General features: G+C 65.6%; 15 protein-coding genes and 1 pseudogene. 8 read left to right on the top strand and 8 right to left on the bottom strand.

What is annotated here, in order from left to right:
* Positions 1 to 25 precede the first annotated feature (25 nt).
* Complete coding sequence (locus IFT67_RS02205; protein WP_107954842.1) at positions 26 to 172, top strand: lmo0937 family membrane protein; 147 nt, start codon at positions 26 to 28, stop codon at positions 170 to 172.
* Between the two features lie 85 nt (positions 173 to 257).
* On the opposite strand, the gene rimO is transcribed toward IFT67_RS02205, so the two are convergent.
* Complete coding sequence (gene rimO, locus IFT67_RS02200; RefSeq protein ID WP_056050378.1) at positions 258 to 1,613, bottom strand: 30S ribosomal protein S12 methylthiotransferase RimO; 1,356 nt, start codon at positions 1,611 to 1,613, stop codon at positions 258 to 260.
* 94 nt (positions 1,614 to 1,707) lie between these two features.
* On the opposite strand from rimO, the gene IFT67_RS02195 reads away from it, so the two are divergent.
* Positions 1,708 to 2,850, top strand: a complete 1,143-nt coding sequence (locus IFT67_RS02195) for an anhydro-N-acetylmuramic acid kinase (RefSeq protein ID WP_192144887.1) — start codon at positions 1,708 to 1,710, stop codon at positions 2,848 to 2,850.
* A gap of 242 nt (positions 2,851 to 3,092) precedes the next feature.
* Here the strand turns inward: IFT67_RS02195 and IFT67_RS02190 are convergent, their stop codons facing one another.
* The 6 genes from IFT67_RS02190 to IFT67_RS02165 all read right to left on the bottom strand — a co-directional run bounded on the left by IFT67_RS02190 (position 3,093) and on the right by IFT67_RS02165 (position 9,031).
* The gene (locus IFT67_RS02190) at positions 3,093 to 3,419 is read right to left on the bottom strand and encodes a hypothetical protein (RefSeq protein WP_056048621.1); all 327 of its coding nucleotides are present in this window, start codon (positions 3,417 to 3,419) and stop codon (positions 3,093 to 3,095) included.
* 89 nt (positions 3,420 to 3,508) lie between these two features.
* Positions 3,509 to 4,687: a vWA domain-containing protein gene (locus IFT67_RS02185; RefSeq protein WP_060525609.1), complete on the bottom strand. Its 1,179-nt coding sequence runs from the start codon at positions 4,685 to 4,687 to the stop codon at positions 3,509 to 3,511.
* 12 nt (positions 4,688 to 4,699) lie between these two features.
* On the bottom strand, positions 4,700 to 6,613 hold the full coding sequence (locus IFT67_RS02180; RefSeq protein WP_192144886.1) for a CocE/NonD family hydrolase: 1,914 nt from the start codon (positions 6,611 to 6,613) through the stop codon (positions 4,700 to 4,702).
* A 160-nt stretch (positions 6,614 to 6,773) separates the two neighbouring features.
* On the bottom strand, positions 6,774 to 7,340 hold the full coding sequence (locus IFT67_RS02175) for a CHAP domain-containing protein (RefSeq protein ID WP_192144885.1): 567 nt from the start codon (positions 7,338 to 7,340) through the stop codon (positions 6,774 to 6,776).
* A gap of 100 nt (positions 7,341 to 7,440) precedes the next feature.
* Positions 7,441 to 8,295, bottom strand: a complete 855-nt coding sequence (locus IFT67_RS02170; protein WP_060525606.1) for an AAA family ATPase — start codon at positions 8,293 to 8,295, stop codon at positions 7,441 to 7,443.
* 67 nt (positions 8,296 to 8,362) lie between these two features.
* Positions 8,363 to 9,031: a DUF6975 family protein gene (locus IFT67_RS02165; protein ID WP_244647136.1), complete on the bottom strand. Its 669-nt coding sequence runs from the start codon at positions 9,029 to 9,031 to the stop codon at positions 8,363 to 8,365.
* A 247-nt stretch (positions 9,032 to 9,278) separates the two neighbouring features.
* On the opposite strand from IFT67_RS02165, the gene IFT67_RS02160 reads away from it, so the two are divergent.
* The 6 genes and pseudogenes from IFT67_RS02160 (at position 9,279) to IFT67_RS02135 (ending at position 21,274) form a co-directional block, all read left to right on the top strand.
* Entirely contained in the window at positions 9,279 to 11,591 is a 2,313-nt protein-coding gene (locus tag IFT67_RS02160; RefSeq protein ID WP_192144884.1) for a S9 family peptidase, read from the top strand.
* Positions 11,592 to 11,597: 6 nt separating this feature from the next.
* Positions 11,598 to 12,314: an MgtC/SapB family protein gene (locus tag IFT67_RS02155; protein WP_192144883.1), complete on the top strand. Its 717-nt coding sequence runs from the start codon at positions 11,598 to 11,600 to the stop codon at positions 12,312 to 12,314.
* Between the two features lie 365 nt (positions 12,315 to 12,679).
* A complete protein-coding gene (locus tag IFT67_RS02150; protein WP_192144882.1) occupies positions 12,680 to 13,705 on the top strand; it encodes an aspartate-semialdehyde dehydrogenase in 1,026 nt (341 codons plus the stop codon).
* A gap of 442 nt (positions 13,706 to 14,147) precedes the next feature.
* A pseudogene (locus IFT67_RS02145) lies at positions 14,148 to 18,173 on the top strand (beta strand repeat-containing protein); the annotation flags it as partial.
* 396 nt (positions 18,174 to 18,569) lie between these two features.
* Positions 18,570 to 19,331, top strand: a complete 762-nt coding sequence (locus tag IFT67_RS02140; RefSeq protein ID WP_192144880.1) for an alpha/beta fold hydrolase — start codon at positions 18,570 to 18,572, stop codon at positions 19,329 to 19,331.
* A 110-nt stretch (positions 19,332 to 19,441) separates the two neighbouring features.
* On the top strand, positions 19,442 to 21,274 hold the full coding sequence (locus tag IFT67_RS02135; protein ID WP_192144879.1) for a M2 family metallopeptidase: 1,833 nt from the start codon (positions 19,442 to 19,444) through the stop codon (positions 21,272 to 21,274).
* A 264-nt stretch (positions 21,275 to 21,538) separates the two neighbouring features.
* Here the strand turns inward: IFT67_RS02135 and IFT67_RS02130 are convergent, their stop codons facing one another.
* Entirely contained in the window at positions 21,539 to 22,033 is a 495-nt protein-coding gene (locus tag IFT67_RS02130) for a hypothetical protein (protein ID WP_192144878.1), read from the bottom strand.
* Positions 22,034 to 22,074 lie beyond the last annotated feature (41 nt).

The raw sequence follows: 22,074 nt of genomic DNA, 5'->3' as shown, positions 1-22,074 counted from the left end.
ATTTCACGTCTTAGGGGATATAACCATGCTGTATACCATCGCCGTAATCCTGCTGATCCTCTGGCTGGCAGGCTTCGCCTTCCATGTCGCAGGTGGACTGATCCACATCCTGCTGGTGATCGCGGTGATCGTCGTTCTGGTGAAGCTGTTCACCGGCCGCAACGTAGTCTGAATCGCGTTCTCCTGCGAACGCAGAAGTCCAGGATTACGGGCGGTATCGCTTGGTATCCTGGGCTCCCGCTTTCGCGGGAGAACGTTTAGGCGACGGGGACGCCGTAGAGGTCGTGATCGTCGGCGTCTTCGATTGTGACCGGGACGATGTCGCCGACCGTCAAATGGCCGGCGTCGCGGAGGAAGACTTCGCCGTCGATCTCGGGCGCGTCCGCCTTTGAACGGCCGGTTGCGCCTTCCTCGTCTACCGCATCGATGATCACGTCCAGCGTGCGGCCGATCTTCGCCTGCAACTTGGCGGCGGAGATTGCCGCGGTCTTTTCCATGATGCGGGCGTAGCGCTCTTCCTTGAGCTCTTCGGGCACGTGGTCGGGGAGCAGGTTCGCCGCCGCCCCTTCGACCGGCTCGAAGCGGAACGCGCCGACGCGATCGAGCTGCGCTTCGTCGAGCCAGTCGAGCAGATACTGGAAATCCTCCTCGGTCTCGCCGGGGAAGCCGACGACGAAGGTCGAGCGGATCGTGATGTCGGGCGCGATGGTGCGCCAGTTGTGGATGCGCTGGAGCACTTTCGCATCGTTGCCGGGGCGCTTCATCCGGCGGAGTACCGACGGCGCGGCGTGCTGGAACGGGATATCGAGATACGGCAGCACGAGGCCTTCCGCCATCAGCGGGATGACGTGGTCGACGTGCGGGTAGGGGTAGACGTAGTGGAGGCGGACCCACGGCGCGATCTTGCCGAGTTCGCGCGAGAGGTCGGTCATGTGCGCGCGGACCTCGCGGGCTTCGTTCCGCGACATCGGGCCGCCGGTCTTCACTGGCCAGCTGGCGTGGCGCAGGTCGACGCCATACGCCGAGGTGTCCTGGCTGATGACCAGCAGTTCCTTGGTGCCGGCTTCGACGAGCTTCTCCGCCTCGCGCAGGATCGCGTCGGGGCGGCGGCTGACGAGATCGCCGCGCAAGGACGGGATGATGCAGAACGAGCAGCGGTGGTTGCAGCCTTCCGAGATCTTCAGATAGCTGTAGTGGCGCGGGGTCAGCTTCAGGCCGGCGTCGGGGATCAGGTTGAGGAAGGCGGACGGCGGCATCGGTGCGGCCTCGTGGACCGCGCCGACGACCTGCTCGTATTCGTGCGCACCGGTGATCGCGAGAACCTGCGGGAAGCGTGCGCGGATCGCGTCGGCTTCCTTGCCCATGCAGCCGGTGACGATGACGCGGCCGTTCTCGGCAATCGCCTCGCCGATCGCCTCGAGGCTTTCCTCCTTGGCGGAATCTAGGAAGCCGCAGGTGTTGACCAGGACGATGTCGGCGCCGGCATAGTCCGGCGACATCTGGTAGCCGTCGCCGCGGAGCTGGGTGAGAATCCGCTCGCTGTCGACGAGGTTCTTCGGACAGCCGAGCGAGACCATGCCGATCTTCGGCGGGGAGGGGAGTGTTGTTGCCATGAAGCCCGCGCACATAGGCGCAAAGTTCGGTTTTTTCTAGGCGGCGGAAAATGCATCCTGCATGGGTGGGCGGATTGCGCGGGAAGGAACCGATATGCTGGCGATTGGACTGATGTCGGGGACGTCGCTCGACGGGATCGATGCCGCGTTGATCGAGACCGACGGCGAGGCGTTCGTGCGGCCGATCGCGTTTCGCGGCGAGCCCTATTCGGATGCGGCGCGGGCGCAATTGGCGGAGGCCACGCGGATGGCGCTGACGTTCGACAAGCCGCGCGCTAGTCCGCCGGTGGTCGCTGCGGGCGAACTGATTACGCGCGCGCATGTGTTTGCGGTGCACAAGCTGCTGGCGGATGCGGGGGTTGCGGCGGCGGATGTCGACGTGATCGGCTTCCACGGGCAGACGATTGCGCATCGGCCTGATCGGCGCTGGACGTGGCAGATCGGCGACGGGGCGGCGGTCGCGCGGGCTACCGGGATTACGACGGTGTCGGATTTTCGGTCGGCGGATGTGGCCGCGGGCGGGCAGGGGGCGCCGTTGCTGCCGGTGTATCATGCGGCGTTGGCGGCGGGGCTCGAGGGGCCGGTCGCGGTGCTGAACCTTGGCGGGGTGGGGAACATCACCTTCATTCCCGGCGGGCTCGACATGCACGATTCGCGCGAGATGTCGCCGGAGCGGGCACAGATGACGGACCGCGATGGACTGGTGGCGTTCGATACCGGGCCGGCGAACGGGCTGATCGATAGCTGGGTCGAGGCGGAGACTGGTGCCCGGTATGATGCCGGGGGGGCGTTGGCGGCGTCCGGGCGGGTCGACGAGACGGTGCTGACGGCGATGCTCGATCACCCGTTTTTCGATGCGCCTCCGCCGAAGTCTTTGGACCGGAATGATTTTACGATCCAGCCGGCTCGGGGGTTGTCGGCGGCGGATGGGGCGGCGACTTTGACGGCGTTTACGGCCGCTACGGTGGCGGAGGCTTTGCGGCATTTGCCGGCTCGGCCGGTGCGGTTGCTGGTCGCGGGGGGGGGGCGGCATAATCCGACGATGCTGGCGATGATTGCGGAGCGGACCGGGTTGGTGGTGGAGCCTAGCGATGTGCTCGGGTGGAACGGCGATGCGCTCGAGGCTGAGGGGTTCGCGTATATGGCGGTTCGGACGTTGAAGGGGCTGGCGATTAGTTTTCCGGGGACGACTGGGGTTCCGGTGGCGATGGCTGGTGGGGTTGTGGATCGGGTTTAGTTTGCCGGCCGGTGCGGAAAAGCTTGTTCTCCCGCGAAGGCGGGAGCCCAGACTGGGCTCCCGCCTTCGCGGGAGAACAAGGAAGTGGAAGCGCATCCAGTGTTGTATCTCCACCCCGGCGGAGGCCGGGGCCCAGTTGGGGGGCGTTGCTAACTGAGGCTGCACCCCACCACTACGACCTTTCCAACTGGGCCCCGGCCTTCGCCGGGGTGGGGTGGGCGAGCGCGTTTGTATCAATTGTATCAGTGCGGCTTCTTGGCCTTGGCCGGCTTCTTCGGCTCTGGCTTCTTCGGGGGCGCCTTCTTCTCCGCAGCATCCTTCGCGCGCAACGCCGGCGCCGCGATCGCCGCTGCGATACCCGCGATCACCGTCGCACCAACCGCGATCGCCGTCTTCGGGTGCGACTTCACCGCGTCGGTCGCGGTCGCGAGGCCAGCCTTGGCCGCGTCGGTCGCGTCCTCGACCCAGTCGCTGGTCGCCGCGGTCTTCTTCGCGTCGGGCTTCGGCTTGTGGTCGTCGTCGTGATGGACCTTGGCGTGCGGCATGGCGGAGTTGGGAATCGACGACATAGGGCTTGTCCTTCGGTAAGGGATGATGCCCGATAAACCGATCGCGTCCGTGACGGTTCCGTTACGGTCAGCGGCTTACCGCGCCAAACTCACCGCTTACGGGTCAGCTCGCGCATCGCGTCGTCGAGCCCGGCGAGGCTCAGCGGGTACATCCGGTCGGTCATCAGTTCGCGGATGATCCGCACCGACTGCGAATAGCCCCATTGCGCCTCGGGCACCGGGTTCAGCCATGCCGCCGCCGGATAGGTGTTGGTCAGCCGCTGCATCCACACCGCGCCCGGTTCCTCGTTGAAATGCTCGACCGAGCCGCCGGGGTGGGTGATCTCGTACGGGCTCATCGACGCGTCGCCGACGAAGATCAGCTTGTAGTCGTGGCCATATTTGTGGAGCAGGTCCCACATCGGCGTACGCTCCGCGAACCGCCGCGTGTTGTCCTTCCACACGCCCTCGTACGGGCAATTGTGGAAGTAGAAGAATTCGAGGTTCTTGAACTCGGTGGTCGCCGCCGAGAACAGTTCCTCGCAGAGCTTGACGAACGGATCCATCGAGCCGCCGACGTCGAGGAACAGCAGCAGCTTCACCGCATTGCGACGCTCGGCGCGCATGACGATGTCGAGATAGCCTTGCCGCGCGGTGCCGGCGATCGTGCCGTCGATGTCGAGTTCGTCGGCGGCGCCGTCGCGCGCGAAGCGGCGCAGGCGGCGGAGCGCCACCTTGATGTTGCGGGTGCCGAGTTCCTTGGTGTTGTCGAGGTTGCGGAACTCGCGCTGGTCCCAGACTTTCAGCGCGCGCTTGTGCGTGCTTTCGCCGCCGATGCGGACGCCTTCGGGGTTATAGCCGCCGTTGCCGTAGGGCGACGTGCCGCCGGTGCCGACCCATTTGTTGCCGCCCTGGTGGCGTTCTTTCTGCTCCTCGAGGCGTTTCTTGAGCGTCTCCATGATCTCGTCCCACGAGCCTAGCGACTTGATCGCCGCCATTTCCTCAGGGGTCAGGAATTTCTCGGCGACCGCCTTCAGCCAGTCCTCGGGCACTTCGCCGGCCGGCGTGCCGTAGCTCGTGGCCAAGCCGCGAAAAACCTTGGCGAAGACCTGGTCGAACTTGTCGAGCAGCCCCTCGTCCTTCACGTACACCGCGCGGGAGAGGTAGTAGAAATCTTCGGGCGTCCGTTCGATCACCTCGGCGTCAAGCGCTTCGAGCAGGATGAGGTGCTCTTTCAGGCTGGCGGGGATGCCGGCGCTGCGGAGTTCGTCGAGGAAGTTCAGGAACATGGGCTCACGTCCTCACTTGGCAGCCGCGATCGGCAGTTCGATCGCGCTGGGCTGCGCAGCCGAGTGGAAGACGCTGATCGTGGCCTTGCGGTAGTCGGCGGGCTTCGCGTCGAAGATGTTGGGGACGTAGGTCTGCGGGTTGCGATCGTAGAGCGGGAACCAGCTCGACTGGACCTGGACCATGATGCGGTGGCCGGGGAGGAATACGTGGTTGGCGTTGGGCAGAACGACGCGGAAATGCGTCGGCTGGCCGGCGACGATCGGGGTCGGCTTCTCGAAGCTATCGCGGTAGCGGCCGCGGAGAATGTCCATCGAGACGGCGAGCTGGTAGCCGCCCATCTCGGGCTTGTCGGAATATTCGGCGGGATAGACGTCGATCAGCTTCACGACGAAATCGCCGTCGGTGCCGGTGGTGCTGGCGATCAGGTCGGCGACGGGGGCGCCGGCGATTGCGACCGGGCTGGTCAGCGGCGGTGTCTGGTAGGTCAGGACGTCGGTGCGGTCGGAGAACGGGCGCTGGTCGTCGACGAGCCATTGCCGCCACGTCGAGCCGGTCGCGTAGGTCGGGCGGATCGGGCGGAGGCGGTAGGGGATCGGCTTGGCGGGATCGGAGATATAGTCGTCGTGGCCGTCCTGTGCGGGGGCGGTGGCGCCGAGGCCGCTGGCGGGCTGGAAATAGAGTTTCTGCGTAGCGGTCGAATTCGGCCAGCCGGCGAGCGTCTGCCACTGGTTCGTGCCGGTCTGGAACGCGGTGACGGGGGCGAGCGCGGGCGACGTCGCGTCCGCCTTCAGCGCACCGTCGAAGAACGGGAGCAGGACGTTCTTGCGGAACCAGAGCGCGGTGTCGGCGTCGAAGCGGATCGCGCCGAGCGTCGAGCCGTCACCGTTCGCGCCACCATGCGCCCAGGGGCCTAGCGCAAGGTGGTTGACGTGGTTCGGATCGACCTTCGATACCGCTTCGTAGGCCGCGACGGCGCCATAGATGTCCTCCTGGTCCCATTGGCTGGCGACCCAGAGCGTCTGAACTGTCTGCGGCTGCTTGGGAAGGATCGCCTCGAGCGCCTGGCCCTGCCAAAATGCGTCGTAGGTCGGGTGATCGTGAAGGCGGTTGACGAACGGGAGCTGTCCAAGGCCGCGGCTTTTGACGAACGCACTGGCGGATCCGGCGCGCAGGAACGTGTCGTAATCGTCGTAGGCGTCGCGCCAGAGGTCGCCGGCTTCGCCCTTCGCCGCGTCCTGCGTGTAGTAATAGTCGTAGCCGATCTGCCGGAACGCGCCGCCGTGGAAGTCGTCGTCACCCTTCCAGGTGTTGATCACCGGGTTCATCGGGACGGCGGCTTTCAACGCGGGATGCGGGTTCACCAGCGCCATCGCGGCCATCATGCCGTCGTAGCTGCCGCCGATGATGCCGACCCGGCCGTTGCTGTTTTTCAGGTTCTTCACGAGCCAGTCGATCGTGTCGTAGGCGTCGGTCGAGTGATCGACTTTCGTCTTGTTGAGCGGGCCGATCAGGGGGCGTTCGTTGATGTACGCGCCGTTCGAGCCGTTCTTGCCGCGGACGTCCTCGAACACGCGGATATAGCCGGCGTCGAAGAACATCGCGTCGGACGCGCGCAGGTTCATTGCGCCGCTGGGGCTGGAGGATCGGCTGGCGCTGCTCTCGGCGTTATATGGAGTACGTTGGAGCAGGATCGGGGCGTCGGTGACGCCCTTGCGCTGGACGATGACCGCGTGAAGCGTGACGCCGTCGCGCATCTTGATGTCGACCTCGCGGCGGTCGAAGTCGAAGCTCGCATTGGCGGGGACGAACTTGGCGGGGATGTCGCCACCGGGGGGCGGGGACTTTTCCTTCTGCGCGCCGACGACCGAGGGAGTGGTGGTCGCGAGCAAGGCCAGCGTGATCGTCGTAAGAGCCTTGAACCGCATCACTATCCTCACCGTCTTTTCGGACGCGGTGGTGGCACGGTTTGGCGGGTGGCGGCAATCCATTCGCGCCGTCATCCTGACGAAAGTCAGGATCCACGGGTACGAACGCGGTCTTTCTTGGCTCTGGATCCTGACTTTCGTCAGGATGACGGACGCGCGTTCAGCGGGCGATGGGTTCGCCGCTGACGGGCACGTAGGCGTCAATCAGCGCGCCGACGTAATCCGGGTTCCGGCTCGTCAGTTCGGCGGCGGCGTGCGCATGGCCGTAGATGAAGCCGTAGACCGGGTAGATCCCGCCGCCGAGGCCATCGACGTCCTTGTACCAGACCTTGACGTCGCTCCAGTCGTTGTTGCGCGAGACGTCGAACAGCGTGACATCCTGTTCGGCATGCCCGCGTTCGCCGTTCTGGCGCGACCAGTTGGCATGCGTAAGCATGACGACGCGCTTCTCGACCACCCGGCTGACGACCGCGACATGGCCCATCGGCAGGCGCTTGGTCTTCTCGAACACGATCACCGCGCCTTCCTTCGGCTTGTGCGTGCGTTCGTATTTGCCGTCGGCCTGCTCCCACCAGGTCCAGGCGTTGCCGTAGATCTGGATACCCGACGCGGCGCGGGCGAAGGGGACGCACTGGCCGACATAGTCAAGCAGTGAACCGGCATGGGCGCTGGCGGCCGTCGTGGCGGCAAGGGCGAGGCAGAGGAGCGTTCGGCGGATTCGCTTCATGCTCCCCCGATACGCGGTCGACGATGACCGGTCGGTTTCGGCCTATGGTTAACGATCTCGCTCGCCCCGTTTTTCGGGCAGGTGGGCGCGTGGTCTGCGCTTAACCCTGGTTCTTCTGCCGTTTCGCCATGAACGCGAGGCGTTCGAACAGCATCACATCCTGCTCGTTCTTCAGCAGCGCACCGTGGAGCGGCGGGATCGCCTTGGTCGGGTCTCGGTTCTGCAGGATGTCGAGCGGCATGTCTTCGTGAAGGAGCAGCTTGAGCCAGTCGAGCAGTTCGCTGGTCGACGGCTTCTTCTTCAGGCCCGGCACATCGCGGACGTCGTAGAACAGGTCCATCGCCTTGCTGACGAGGATCTTCTGGATGCCGGGGAAGTGCACGTCGACGATCGCCTGCATCGTCTGGCGATCGGGGAACTTGATATAGTGGAAGAAACACCGGCGGAGGAACGCGTCGGGCAGTTCCTTCTCGTTGTTGCTGGTGATGATGACGATCGGGCGCTCGACCGCGCGCACCGTTTCCTTGGTCTCGTAGACGTGGAATTCCATCCGATCGAGTTCCTGCAACAGGTCGTTGGGGAACTCGATATCGGCCTTGTCGATCTCGTCGATCAGCAGGACGGGCGGCGCGGGCTGGGTGAACGCCTCCCACAATTTGCCCTTGCGGATATAGTTGCCGATGTCGTGGACGCGCGCGTCGCCGAGCTGGCCGTCGCGCAGGCGGGCGACCGCGTCGTATTCGTAGAGCCCTTGCTGCGCCTTGGTGGTCGACTTGATGTTCCACTCGATCAGCGGCGCGCCCAAGGCTTTCGCGATCTCGTAGGCGAGGACGGTCTTGCCGGTGCCGGGTTCGCCCTTGATCAGCAGCGGACGGCGCAGCGTCACGGCGGCGTTGACCGCGACTTTCAGATCGTCGGTCGCGACGTAGCTCTGGGTGCCCTCGAAGCGCTTCATGCGATGTCCCGTCCGGTTCTGAATACCGGGTATGGATAGAGGGGAAGCGTTGGTCAGCGCAAGCCGGTTACAGGTCGCCGCGGGCACTCGATCGCGCTTCGAGCAGCGACCACAGGCCGCGGTGCTGCGCGAAGAGTTGCTGCGCGCCGAAGAGGATCGCGCGTTCTCGACCGGGCGACGCGCCAAGGCTGGCGATCGCCGCAGCCGTTTCGGACGCCGGCGGAAAAGTCGAGGGGGGCGTCTCGACACCGAACCGGTCCGCGGCCGCGTCGAGGACACGCCGGACACTGGCCCAGTCGTGGATCAGGGCGGCAACCGCGCCGGTCGCGCAGCCGGTGCGTTCCGAGCGCGCGAGCATCTCGAGCGCATGGCGTTCGCCGACCAGCGCGGATTCGCTTTCCGCCTGGCCCGGCGTCGACGGCAGTGGACCAACCGCGGCGGTCAGTTGGGCGAGATACGCACGTTCGTCGGCAAACCCGGCCGCCACGACAGTCAGCCAGCCGGTCGCTTCGGGGTGCACGGCGTGGGCGAGAACGTCGGCGATCATGCCAGGATGATGGCAATGGATCGCGCATACCGCGTGAACCGCGTCGGAGAGGTTGCGCTGCGCCGGGCCGCCACTGGTCAGGCGATGGATGTGCGGGTGCGCTGCGCTGCCGTCGGCCGCGCCCAGGCGGACGAGCGCGTCCCATGCGCTTGACGGCTCGATCTGTGTTACGGCGTTGGAAATCATCATATCCCAGACGTAATGCAGCGCGGCAAACCTCAACCGCGCTCCCTTGTCTCCGGTATCCTTATACGAAGCGCGTAAAGACGCGGTGAACGTGACTTTAAGTATCGCAGGATGCGGCAAGGTGCGATCGCGCGTCCCGTTGCGCCCGAGCGTTCACCCGCAATGCGGACTTTACGCAGCCGTGTGGCACCGCGATAACGCGCCGCGTCGCCGATACGGCTCGGCGGCATGATCCCACGGAGACTACAGGATGCGCACATGGTTGCTCGGGCTTGCACTTGCTTCGGTCGGAACCGCCGCGATGGCCGCTGATCAGGTCACGCCGCCGGCTGCCCCCGCTGCACCCGCCCCTGCACCGATACGCCCGGTCGAAGCCGCCAAGCCCGGCGACCTGACGATGGCGCGCGTGTTCGGCAATCCGGACCTGTCGGGATCGCAGCCGAAAGCGGTCCGTTTGTCGCCCGACGGCACGCTGCTGACGAGCTTGCGCAACCGCGACGACGAGAAGGAGCGTTTCGATCTCTGGGCGGTCGATACCGCGACGGGCCAAGCACGGATGCTGGTCGATTCGAAGACCGTCGGCAGCGGCGCGGAGTTGACCGAGGCCGAGAAAATGCAGCGCGAGCGTGCGCGGATCGGCGGGCAGAAGGGCATCGTCGCGTATGACTGGGCGCCCGACGGCAAGTCGATCCTCGTCCCCCTCGACGGTGACCTGTATCTCGCCGGGCTCGACGGCAAGGTGAAGCGGTTGACCAACACCCCCGGCGGCGAGCTGAACCCGGTGGTCAGCCCCAAGGGCAGCTTCGTCTCGTTCGTCCGCGACCAGAACGTTTTCGTCCAGCCGCTGGGCGGTGGCGACGCGCGGGCGCTCACGACCGGCGGTGGCGGAACGGTGCACTTCGGCGAGGCGGAGTTCGTCGCGCAGGAGGAAATGGATCGCCGCACCGGCTATTGGTGGTCGCCCGACGAGCAGCATGTCGCGATCGAGCGGTTCGACGAGGCACCGGTTCATACCGCCACCCGGGCATCGATCGGCGCGACGGGGACCAAGGTCTACGAGCAGCGCTATCCCGCCGCGGGCACGCCCAACGTGCTGGTCGATCTGTATATCATGAAAGCGGATGGCTCGGGGCAGGTGAAGGTCGATCTCGGCGTCAATCCCGATATCTATCTCGCGCGGGTCGACTGGACGCCGGATGGCCGGATGCTGCTGGTGCAGCGCCAGAGCCGAGACCAGAAGCTGCTGGAGATGCTCCGCGTCGATCCGGCGACGGGCAAGTCCACCGTGCTGTTCACCGAGAAATCGGGCGTGAAGAGCTGGCTCAACCTGTCCGATGCGTATCACGTGCTCAAGGACGGCAGCCTGATCTGGCGGTCGGAACGGAGCGGCTACGGCCAGCTCTATCGGTTCGCGTCGGGGAAGTGGACACAGCTGACGAAGGGCGACTGGGTCGTCACCGATCTGGTCGGCGTCGATGAAACCAAGGGGCGGTTGTTCTTCCTCGGCAACAAGGACGACGTGCTCGAACAGCAGCTTTATTCGGTCGACGTCGCCAAGCCGAACGTCATCACCAAACTGACCGAAGCGGGCTGGTGGAACAGCGCGACGATGGATGCCGCCGCAAGCCGGTTCATCATCTCGCGCTCGAACCCCAAACAGCCGACGCAGGTGTATCTGGCGGATGCGACCGGCAAGCGGATCTCGTGGATCAACGAGAATGCGGTGGTCGAGGGGCATCCTTACTACCCGTATCTGTCGAGCCATCAGGAGACCAAGTTCGGGACGCTGAAGGCCAAGAACGGCATGACGCTCTATTACGAGATGATCACGCCGCCATTGGAGCCAGGCAAGAAATACCCCGTGTTCTTCGAGCATTACGGCGGGCCCGGTACCGGCCAGCAGGTCACGCGCGGCTGGCAGGGCGGATTGCCGCAGTATCTGGTCGATCGCGGCTGGATCTATTTCAAGATCGACAATCGCGGCTCGTACAACCGCGGCAAGGCGTTCGAGGACCAGATCTATCACGCTATGGGCACGGTCGAGGTTGAGGACCAACTGTCGGGTGCGAATTACCTGACGTCGTTGCCGTTCGTCGAGCCGAGCAAGATCGCGACCTATGGCTGGTCGTACGGCGGCTATATGTCGTTGAAGATGCTGGAGAAGACGCCGGGCGTGTATGCCGCAGCGGTGTCGGGCGCGCCGGTCACCGACTGGCAGCTTTACGACACGCATTATACCGAGCGCTATCTCGGCGATCCGGCGAAGGACCCGGCGAGCTATGTGACGTCCGCGGCGGTCGAGGAGGCGAACCGGATCGTCGATCCGTTGCTGCTGATCCACGGCATGGCGGACGACAACGTGTTCCTCGACAACTCGACCAAGGTTGCCGCGCGGATGCAGGCGACCGCGACGCCGTTCGAGATGATGTTCTACCCCGGCTACACGCACCGCGTGGCGGGGCCGGGGATCAGCGAGCATGTCTGGGGAACGATCCTGAACTTCCTCGACCGGACGGTGAAGGACAAGCCGGCGCCCGAGGCGACTGCGGTCCCGGTGAAGTAACGTCCGGTGCGGTTCGTCGAGACGTTTCACCTGTGGCCGTTCCTCGACACGCTGGTGAGCTATATCGCCGCGTTCGTGTTCGGGACGCTTATCGGGGCGGAGCGGCAATATCGCCAGCGGACCGCGGGGTTGCGGACGAACACGCTGGTCGCGCTCGGGTCGGCGGCGTTCGTCGATCTTGGGCAGCGGCTGGGCGGCGACGTCGAATCGATCCGGATCATCGCTTACGTCGTGTCGGGGATCGGCTTCCTCGGCGCGGGCGTGATCATGAAGGAGGGGATGAACGTCCGCGGCCTCAACACCGCGGCGACCTTGTGGTGCTCGGCGGCGGTGGGGTCGTGCGCGGGGAGCGACATGATCGCGGAGGCGGGGTTGCTCACCTTTGTGGTGCTGCTGGCGAACACCGCGCTGCGGCCGCTGGTCGACGGGATCAACCGGATCCCGACCGAGGGGCGGACGATCGAGGCTACGTATAGCGTGATGGTGACCGCGGCGGCGGGGGATGCCGGGCCGATCGGCGATCTGGTGGTCGAGCATCTGGAGGCTGCGCAGTTGCAGGTGGCGGAGCTGGACGTGACTGAGCGGGGTGAGGACCGGGTGGAGATCGCTGCGACCTTGGTGGCGACGAACGTACCGGCGGAGGAACTGGATGCGATCACCGATCACCTGGCGAAGGTGCATGGGATCGAGCATGCGACCTGGCAGGCGCGGACGCACGATTGAGGAGCGCACTTAGCCGTGCCTCCTCCCCAGCCACCACCCCGGCGAAGGCCGGGGCCCAGTTGGAAAGGTCGCAGTAATGGACCACAGCGCTCAGCTGGCAACGTCCCCCAACTGGGCCCCGGCCTCCGCCGGGGTGGTGCTACTGCTGGGGCAGGTGCTGATCCATCTCGCTAAGCTAGCGTGTTCCCCCGCGAAGGCGGGGGCCCAGACTGGGCTCCCGCCTTCGCGGGGGAACAAGGAAGCATGTGCAACGGTCGCCGCGATCCACCCCCCAAACTCCCCCTATCCGCGCAACAAGTCGAAAGCCGTTGGACCTCGCCGCGCAACGTCGGTACTGCCCGCCCAAGTCCAATCGGAGTTAAGACATGGGTTATCGGGTGGTGGTCGCGGGTGCGACCGGCAATGTCGGGCGCGAGATGCTCAATATCCTGGCGGAGCGCGAGTTTCCGGCCGACGAGATCGCCTGCGTCGCATCGTCGCGCAGCCAGGGGTTGATGGTCGACTATGGCGACACCGGCAAGCAGATCAAATGCCAGAACATCGAGCATTTCGACTGGAACGGCTGGGACATGGCGCTGTTCGCGATCGGCTCGGAGGGCACGGCGGTCTACGCACCGATCGCCGCCGCCGCCGGCTGCGTCGTGATCGACAATTCGTCGCTCTACCGCATGGACCCGGACGTGCCGCTGATCGTGCCCGAGGTGAACCCCGAGGCGATCGACGGCTACAAGGTCCGCAACATCATCGCCAACCCGAACTGCTCGACCGCGCAGATGGTGGTCGCGCTGAAGCCGCTGCACGATGCGGCGAAGATCCTGCGCGTGGTCGTCTCGACCTATCAGTCGGTGTCGGGCGCGGGCAAGGCGGGCATGGACGAGCTGTTCGAGCAGAGCCGCAACATCTTCGTTGGCGATCCGGCCGAGCCCAAGAAGTTCACCAAGCAGATCGCCTTCAACGTGATCCCGCACATCGACAGCTTCCTCGACGACGGCTCGACCAAGGAAGAGTGGAAGATGGTCGTCGAGACCAAGAAGATCCTCGACAAGAAGATCAAGGTCACCGCCACCTGTGTCCGCGTGCCGGTGTTCGTCGGCCATTCGGAAGCGATCAACGTCGAGTTCGAGAACGAGATCACGGCCGAGGAGGCGCAGAACATCCTGCGCGAGGCGCCCGGCATCATGCTGGTCGATAAGCGCGAGGACGGGGGGTACATCACGCCGATCGAGTGCGTCGGCGACTTCGCGACGTACATCAGCCGCGTGCGCGAGGATCCTACCGTCGAGAACGGCCTGAACCTTTGGTGCGTCAGCGACAATCTCCGCAAGGGTGCGGCGCTGAACGCCGTGCAGATCGCCGAACTGCTCGGGCGCCGGCATCTGCAAAAGGCCTGAACCGGACGGGGTGATTCGCCCCGTTTTCGGACAGATCGCGCGGACAGAACCGCGTCGCCATCGAGTATGGCGGCGCGGTTTTTACTTGCCTGACGGATACGGGCAAAATTTCTGGGGAGGCATTTATCCAGTTTGGCAGTCGTCTCGCGCGACGACCTATTTCTTTTCCGGTTTCGTTCTCCGTGTTGTGAATCGAAGCATAATCCGGAAAGCTAGCGATCCACGAAGTAACGCAATCCATAATGGTTCGAAATTAAAACCATTGAGAACTGTAGTTATGATTGGATAGACGTTGATATCGATATCAATGCCGTTTAATCGGGTAACTTGCTGTTAGGGGTAGAGGTCGGAAACTTCACGCGTTCCAGTGATCAGGTCGGAATACGATCAGTCACCGGTAATGTTCGGGCTGCTGCTGCAGTCGCTAGTGGAGGTTATTGGCATGTCTACCGCGTCGACTTATCGCAATGCGTCGGGAGTACGGTACTCGGGCGGGATCGCTCTCAAACTGCACGAAACCGTCAGGACGCGTCGCGACACCGGCATCTTGCGGCAGATCCGCGGCGGCGTATCGCTGATCGGGTTGGCCGCCGCGACCACGCTCGCGTCGCAACCGGCCGCAGCCCAGGTCGTCCCGCCACCCAACGTCGTCGGCGTGTGCTCCGGCGTCAGCCTTCCGAAATCGGTCGTTACCGAGATCATTCGTCCGGTCATCGGCGGGGTCGTCACGCCGATAGAGAACACGCTCAATCCGATCCTGACGACCGTGAATCGAATTCTCCTCGTGCCACTGGTGGGTGGGGTAATTCCCGCCCTCCCGGCCACGACACAGACCATCGACGTGGATGGGTTGCTGACCGCTGCGGCCGATGGCGATGACATCACGCTGAGCGTACTTGACGTCAACGGAAACGCGGTTGGACCCAATTCCAGTTGCGTCTCGCAGGCGGACGGTTTCACGCTGCGAACGCCGGCCGGCATCGCAATCGGCGGCAACCGGATCACCGGCCTCGGCGCGACCGGCCCGGTAGCGGTAGCCGGTGAAGGCAACTCGATCGCGTTCGGTAACGCGGCGCAGACCGCCGCGACCGCAGCGGGCTCAATCGCGCTCGGCACCGGATCGACGGTCGGCGCCAATGCAACCGGCGCGGTCGCGCTCGGCACGGGCGCAACCGCGACCGGCGTCAACGGGGTCGCACTGGGCGCGGGCAGTGTCGCGGCGCGCGTTCCGCTGACGGGGTATGCCGCGATCGGGCTGGCCGCTCCCCAGACGTCGGTCGGCGAAGTCTCGGTCGGGGCACCGGGTGCCGAGCGCCAGATCACCAACGTCGCGGCTGGATCCGCGGGTACAGACGCCGTCAACGTCAGCCAGCTCGCGGGCGTGCGGGCTCAGATCGGCACGCTCGCCAGCGGCGCGGTTCAATATGATACCGCGGCGCAGGACCGCGTGACGCTGGCCGGAGCAGCCGGTACGACGATCGGTAACCTAGCGCCGGGCGCGCTGAGCGCGACATCGACCGAGGCGGTCAACGGCAGCCAGTTGTTCGCGACCAATACCAACGTTGCCAACACCGCCACCGCGGTCACCAATCTCACGACCAGCATCACCAATGGCGGCATCGGGGCGCTGCAATATTCCAGCGTCGGTGCGCCGACCACGCCGAACGGTGGCGTGCCATCGAACGACGCGACGCTGGTTGGCGGCGCGGCGGGTGCGGTCGCGTTACACAATGTCGGCGACGGTGCAGTCGTCGCAGGATCGACCGACGCCGTGAACGGTGGCCAGCTTGCCACTGTGACGGGACAGGTCGGCACTCTGGCAGCGCTGGGCGTGCAATATGACGACGCGACGCGCGCTAGGGTGACGCTGGGCGGTGTCGGTGCTGGTGTGCCTCCCGTTGCAATCGGCAATGTCGCGGCAGGTACGCTCGGCGCGACTTCGACCGAGGCGGTCAATGGCAGTCAGCTATTCGCGACCAATACCAACGTCACCAACCTGATGACCAACATCGCCAATGGTGCGATCGGTGCGCTGCAATATTCCAGTGCAGGGGCACCGACGACGCCGAACGGTGGCGTGCCATCGAACGACGCGACGCTCGTGGGCGGTGCGGCTGGCGCGGTAGTGCTGCACAATGTCGGCGACGGTGCAGTCGTCGCAGGCTCGACCGATGCAGTGAACGGCGGGCAGCTCGCCACCGTGTCGGGCCAGTTGGGCGGCTTGTCCGCGCTGGCGGTGCAGTATGACGATCTCAGCCGGTCGCGCGTAACCTTCGGGGGCGCGGGCGCAGCACCAGTCGTACTCGGCAACGTTGCGGCGGGGGCGCTCGGCGCGACCTCGACCGAGGCGGTCAATGGTAGTCAGCTGTTCACGACCAACGCCAACGTCACCAACACCAACACGGCGTTGACCAACTTGACGACCAACATCGCCAATGGCGGGATCGGCGCGGTGCAATATTCCAACGCGGCGACGCCGACCACGCCGAATGGCGGCGTGCCAAGCAACGACGTCGCGCTGGTCGGTGCGGCTGCGGGGCCGGTCGGGTTGCACAATGTCGCTGACGGCAATGTCGCGGTGGGATCGACCGACGCTGTCAACGGTGGCCAGCTCGCCAGCGTATCCGGTCAGGTCAGCGGCCTGTCGGCGCTCGCGGTGCAGTATGACGATCTCGGCCGGTCGCGGATCACGCTCGGCGGCGTCGGGACCGGTGCGGCGCCCGTCGTGATCGGCAACGTTGCGGCCGGGACGCTCGGCGCGACCTCGACCGAGGCAGTCAACGGCAGCCAGCTGTTCGCGACGAATACCAATGTCTCGAACCTGACGACGAGCATCGCCAATGGCGCGATCGGTGCGCTGCAATATTCGAGCGCAGGTGCGCCGACCACGCCGAACGGCGGCGTACCGTCGAACGACGTGACGCTGGTCGGAGGTGCCGCTGGTGTAGTGGCGCTGCATAACGTCGGCGACGGCGTGGTTGCGGCGGGCTCGACCGATGCGGTCAACGGCGGCCAGCTGGCGACCGTATCCGGGCAGGTCGGCAATCTCGCCGCGCTGTCGGTGCAGTATGACGATCCGAGCCGGACGCGGGTGAGCTTCGGCGGCGTGGGTGCGGCACCGGTGGTGCTCGGCAACGTCGCGGCGGGGACGCTGACGGCGGGTTCGACCGAAGCGGTCAACGGCGGTCAGCTCGTCGGGCTGGGTACCGGCGTTGCGGCTAGCTTGGGTGGCTTGTCCACTTACGACGCGGCAACCAACAGCGTGCTTGCCTCGATCGGCTTTGGCGGCGTGCAGTATGGCAGCGTCCAGTCGGTGTTCAACGCCGTCGATGGCGCGATCAACGGCGGTGCGGGTATCCGCTACTTCCGCGTTCTCTCGACCCGCGACGACAGCGTCGTGACGGGCACCGACAGCATTGCGATCGGGCCGGAAGCGACCGCCACCGCGGACAACAGTGTTGCCATCGGCACCGGCTCCTCGGCGCTTCGTGGCGGTACGCTTGGCTACGCTGCGCTCGGGCTCGCCGGCTTGCAGAACTCGGTCGGCGAAGTGTCGGTCGGTTCCGCCGGTGGCGCTCGGCAGATCACCAACGTCGCGGCAGGCACCGCGGCAACCGATGCCGCCAATGTCGGACAGGTGGCCGGCGTTGCGGCGCAGGTCGCAGCCCTCGGCACCACGACCGTCCAGTACGACAACGGCACGAAGAGCTCGATCACGCTCGGCGGTGCCGGCGGGACGGTCATCACCAATGTCGCGGCGGGCAATGTCGCTGCCGGCTCGACCGATGCCGTCAACGGCGCGCAGTTGGCCGCGACCAACACGCAGGTGGCGAACAACACGACCGCGATCACCAACCTGGGCAACCAGATCAGCAACGGTGCGGCTGGGCCGGTACAATACTCCAACCCCGGCAGCGCCACCACGCCGAACGGTGGCACGAAGACCAACGACCTGACGCTGGTCGGTGCAGCGGCTGGGCCGGTCGGGTTGCACAACGTCGCGGGTGGCTCGATCGCGGCCGGATCGACCGATGCAGTCAACGGCGGCCAAGTGTACGCCCTGGCGCTGACGGCGGTGAACGCGGTGTCGTACGGCACCGACCCGAACGGCGCGCGGACCAACACCGTGACGCTGGCGGGCGGTAACGCGGCGGCACCCGTGACGGTGACGAACGTGGCGGCGGGCGTGGTCGCGGCGGGATCGACCGACGCAGTGAATGGCGGCCAGCTGAACACCACCAACCAGGCGGTCGCGACGGCGCAGGGCACCGCCGACAGCGCGCTCGCGATGGGCAACAACTCGGTGCAATACGGTCCGTCGCGTACCAACGTGACGTTCAACAATGGTGGGGCCGCAACCGTCCTCAGCAACGTCGGGCCGGGCGTCTCGGCCACCGACGCGGTCAATCTCGGGCAGATGAATGCCGGGATGAACTCGGCGGTGACGCAGGCCAATGCCTATACCGACGGACGGATCGCGGCGCTCGACTTCGATCTTCGCTCGGTACGACGGGACAGCTATGCCGGGACTTCGGGTGCGCTTGCCGCGGCCGGGCTTCCCCAGGCGTATGAAGCCGGCAAGGGCATGGTCGCGATCGGCGGCGGTACCTATGCCGGGCAGTCCGCAGTCGCGGTCGGCATGTCGAAGGCGTTCAGCGACGGGCACACCGTCGTGAAGCTCAGTGGCACCTATGACTCGCAGGGCCGGGCCGGCGGATCGGGCGGGATCGGGTATCAGTTCTGATCCCACTGGACGATCGACGGAACGGGCGGCCTGCGGGTCGCCCGTTTTCGTTTCGGCGCGAAAGTTGACAGCGCGGGCCGAGGCCACGAACTGGCGACTGCACAGTTTAGAGGACGAGACGTGGCCAGCACCCCGAGCGATACCCAGTTTTTCGAGAGCTTCGACGGCACGCGGATCGCGTGGCGCGAGGTCGGCGAGGGACGGCCGGTGGTACTGATCCACGGCTATTTCTCCGACGCGAAGACCAACTGGATCCGCTACGGACATGCCGCGAAGATTGCCGCCAAGGGCTTCCGGGTGATCATGCCGGACCTGCGCGCGCACGGCGAGAGCGAGAAGCCGCACGGGCTCGAAGCGTATCCGGCGGATGCGCTGACGCAGGATGGCCACGCGCTGATCGCGCATCTCGGGCTGACGGAGTACGACCTTGGCGGCTATTCGCTGGGTGCGCGGACGACCTCGCGGATGCTGGCGACCGGGGCGACGCCGCGGCGCGTGATCTTCTCGGGCATGGGTCTCGAAGGGCTTACCCAGACGTCGCGCCGGGCCGGGCATTTCCGGAACATCCTGACCAAGCTGGGGCAGCATGTGCAGGGTACGCCGGAGTGGCTGGCGGAGGCGTTCCTGAAGACGACGGGCGGCGACCCGGTCGCGTTGCTGGGTATCCTCGAGACGTTCGTGGATACGCCGCTCGAGTCCGTGAAGGCTATCCAGCAGCCGACTTTGGTCGTGTGCGGCGGCGAGGATCAGGATAATGGTTCGGCACCGGATCTGGCGGCGGCATTGCCGAGCGGGACGTATGTCGAGACTCCGGGCGGTCATATGAGCGCGGTGGTGAAGCCTGAACTCGGCCAGGCGATCGCGGATTTTCTTGCTGGTTGATGCCCTGTCCTCGATCCTCCCCGCAAGGGGGAGGATTGCAAGGTCGGCCAGAGACAGTTGACCAGGCGACGGCGGATCATCACTCTGGGCGCATAATCCAGGGGAAGATCATGATCCGTACCGTCTCTCTGATCGCGCTCGCGTGCGCGATCGCCGTGCCGTCCGTAGCGCGGGCCCAGACTGCAGCACCCGCCATCACCGGCAAGCCGACGGTCGCACAGGCAGATGCGTTCGTCGCTGAGGCCGAGAAGGCGATGGCAGCCGCCTCGCTCGACGCGAACCGCGTGGCGTGGGTCAACGCGACGTATATCACCGACGATACCGATGCGCTGGCGGCGAAGTCGGGCGCGGAGATGACCGATCTCGGGGTAAAGTACGCGCTGGGCGCCGCCCGCTACGCGTCGCTGCCGGGGCTGTCGTTCGATACCAAGCGCAAGCTCGACCTGCTGCGTGGTGGGCTGACGCTGCCGGCACCGACGCGGCCGGGCGCGTCCGACGAACTGTCGACGCTGACCACCAAGATGTCGTCGTCCTACGGCAAGGGCATGGGGACGCTTGACGGCAAGCTGATCAACGGGTCGGATATCGAGGCGGCGATGGGCTCGACGCGCGATCCCACCAAGCTGACGGAGATGTGGACGAGCTGGAACGACAAGGTCGGCGCGCCGATGCGCGGCGACTATGCGAAGATGACGTCGATTTCGAACGAAGGCGCGCGCGAGCTTGGCTACAAGGACGTCGGCGCGCTGTGGCGCTCGGGCTACGACATGACGCCCGAGCAGTTCGCGGCGCTGACCGACACGATCTGGAAGCAGGTCGAGCCGCTCTACATGGCGCTCCACACCTACACGCGGTGGAAGCTGAACGAGAAATACGGCGACGCGGTGCAGGCGAAGACCGGGCCGATCCGCAGCGACCTGCTCGGCAACATGTGGGCGCAGGAATGGGGCAATATCTACGACATCGTCGCACCCAAGGGAGCGGGCGATCTGGGTTTCGACACCGGCGATCTGCTCAAGGCCAAAGGCTATGATCCGCTCAAGATGGTGAAACAGGGTGAGGGCTTCTATTCGTCGCTCGGCTTCGCGCCGTTGCCGGAGACGTTCTGGAAGCGGTCGCAGATCACCAAGCCGGCGGATCGCGACGTGATCTGTCACGCATCGGCGTGGGACATCGACGCCAAGGACGATATCCGGATCAAGATGTGCACGAAGGTGAACGCCGACGACTTCGTCACGATCCACCACGAACTCGGCCACAATTACTATCAGCGCGCGTACAAGGCGCAGCCGTTCCTCTACGCGAACGGCGCGAACGACGGTTTCCACGAGGCGATCGGCGATACCGTCGCGCTGTCGATCACGCCGGACTACCTGGTGAAGATCGGCCTGCTCGACCAGGCGAAGGTGCCGAGCGCGGACAAGGACATCGGACTGTTGCTGCGCCAGGCGATGGACAAGGTCGCGTTCCTGCCGTTCGGGCTGCTGATCGACAAGTGGCGCTGGGGCGTGTTCTCGGGGCAGATCCCGGCGACCGGCTATCAGGCGGCGTGGGATGCGTTGCGGCTCCAGTATCAGGGGATCAAGCCGCCGGTCGCGCGTGACGAGACCAAGTTCGATGCGGGCGCCAAATACCATATCCCGGCGGCGGTGCCCTACACGCGCTACTTCTTGGCGCGCGTGTTGCAGTTCCAGTTCTACAAGGCGGCGTGCGACCAGTCGGGCTGGAAGGGGCCGCTGCATCGCTGTTCGTTCTATGGCGACAAGGCGGTGGGGACGAAGCTGAACGCGATGCTGAGCATGGGGCAGTCGGAGCCTTGGCCGGATGCGCTGCAGGTGTTCACAGGGAGCCGGGAGATGTCGGGCAAGGCGCTGGTGGAGTATTTCGCGCCGTTGAAGGCTTGGCTGGACGTGCAGAACAAGGAGAAGCCGACTGGGTGGTGAGGGGGCCGGGTATCGGAGTGCTAACGCGTCCTCTTAGTTCCCCCGCGAAGGCGGGGGCCCAGGGTTACGAACGCTTCCGTGGTTTAGCTGGGCCCCCGCCTCCGCGGGGGAACGAACGCGGCGTGGGGCGACACCTACAACGCACCATCCCGGCGAAGGCCGGGGTCCAGTTGGGAAACGTCGTTAACGGAGCGATGAGCATCGTTACGCAAGACGTTCCAAATGGGCCCCGGCCTTCGCCGGGGTGGAGTATCTTGGGGATACTTACTCCGGGACCGTCCCCGGGTCGGCGATCCCCGCGTCGAACGACTTCGACGAGTCCGTCCCGTCAGCCTGATGTGCGTGCATACCCTTCGGTTTAGGCGCTGTCTGAGGCTTCGGCGTACTGCCACGCAGAGTCAGCAGCGCCCCAACCGCGGCGCCAGCGACCGCCACTCCGCTGAAGATCGCAGCAGCCCCCCATTTCCCCCGGGTCTTCTCCGGTAGCTTGGCGACCGGAACCGGCGTGGCCGTATTGCGTGCAGGCACCGGGCGGGGCGTGCTGCGCTTGGTCGAGCGGGGCTTTGGCGTCGGCTTGCCCACTGGCTTCGACGACGCGGCAGTCACGGGCTTGTCCGCAACCGGCACGGGCTTGGACGCGACCGGCTTGGCCGACGACGTGGCAGCCGGTGCCGCCTTTGGCGCGCTTGTCTTGCGCGGTGCGCGGCGGCGGGTGACGGGCTTCTTTGCTTCCGTATCGGGCGTGTCGGTGTCGGCCACGGTTATCTTCCCTCAGCAATGATTCCGGATGCGTAACCCAT

The sequence above is a fragment of the Sphingomonas sp. CFBP 13728 genome (assembly GCF_014841895.1).
GTDB lineage: Bacteria > Pseudomonadota > Alphaproteobacteria > Sphingomonadales > Sphingomonadaceae > Sphingomonas.
Note: the sequence above shows the minus strand (reverse complement) of the source record. Positions and strands in the feature narration are given on the sequence as shown.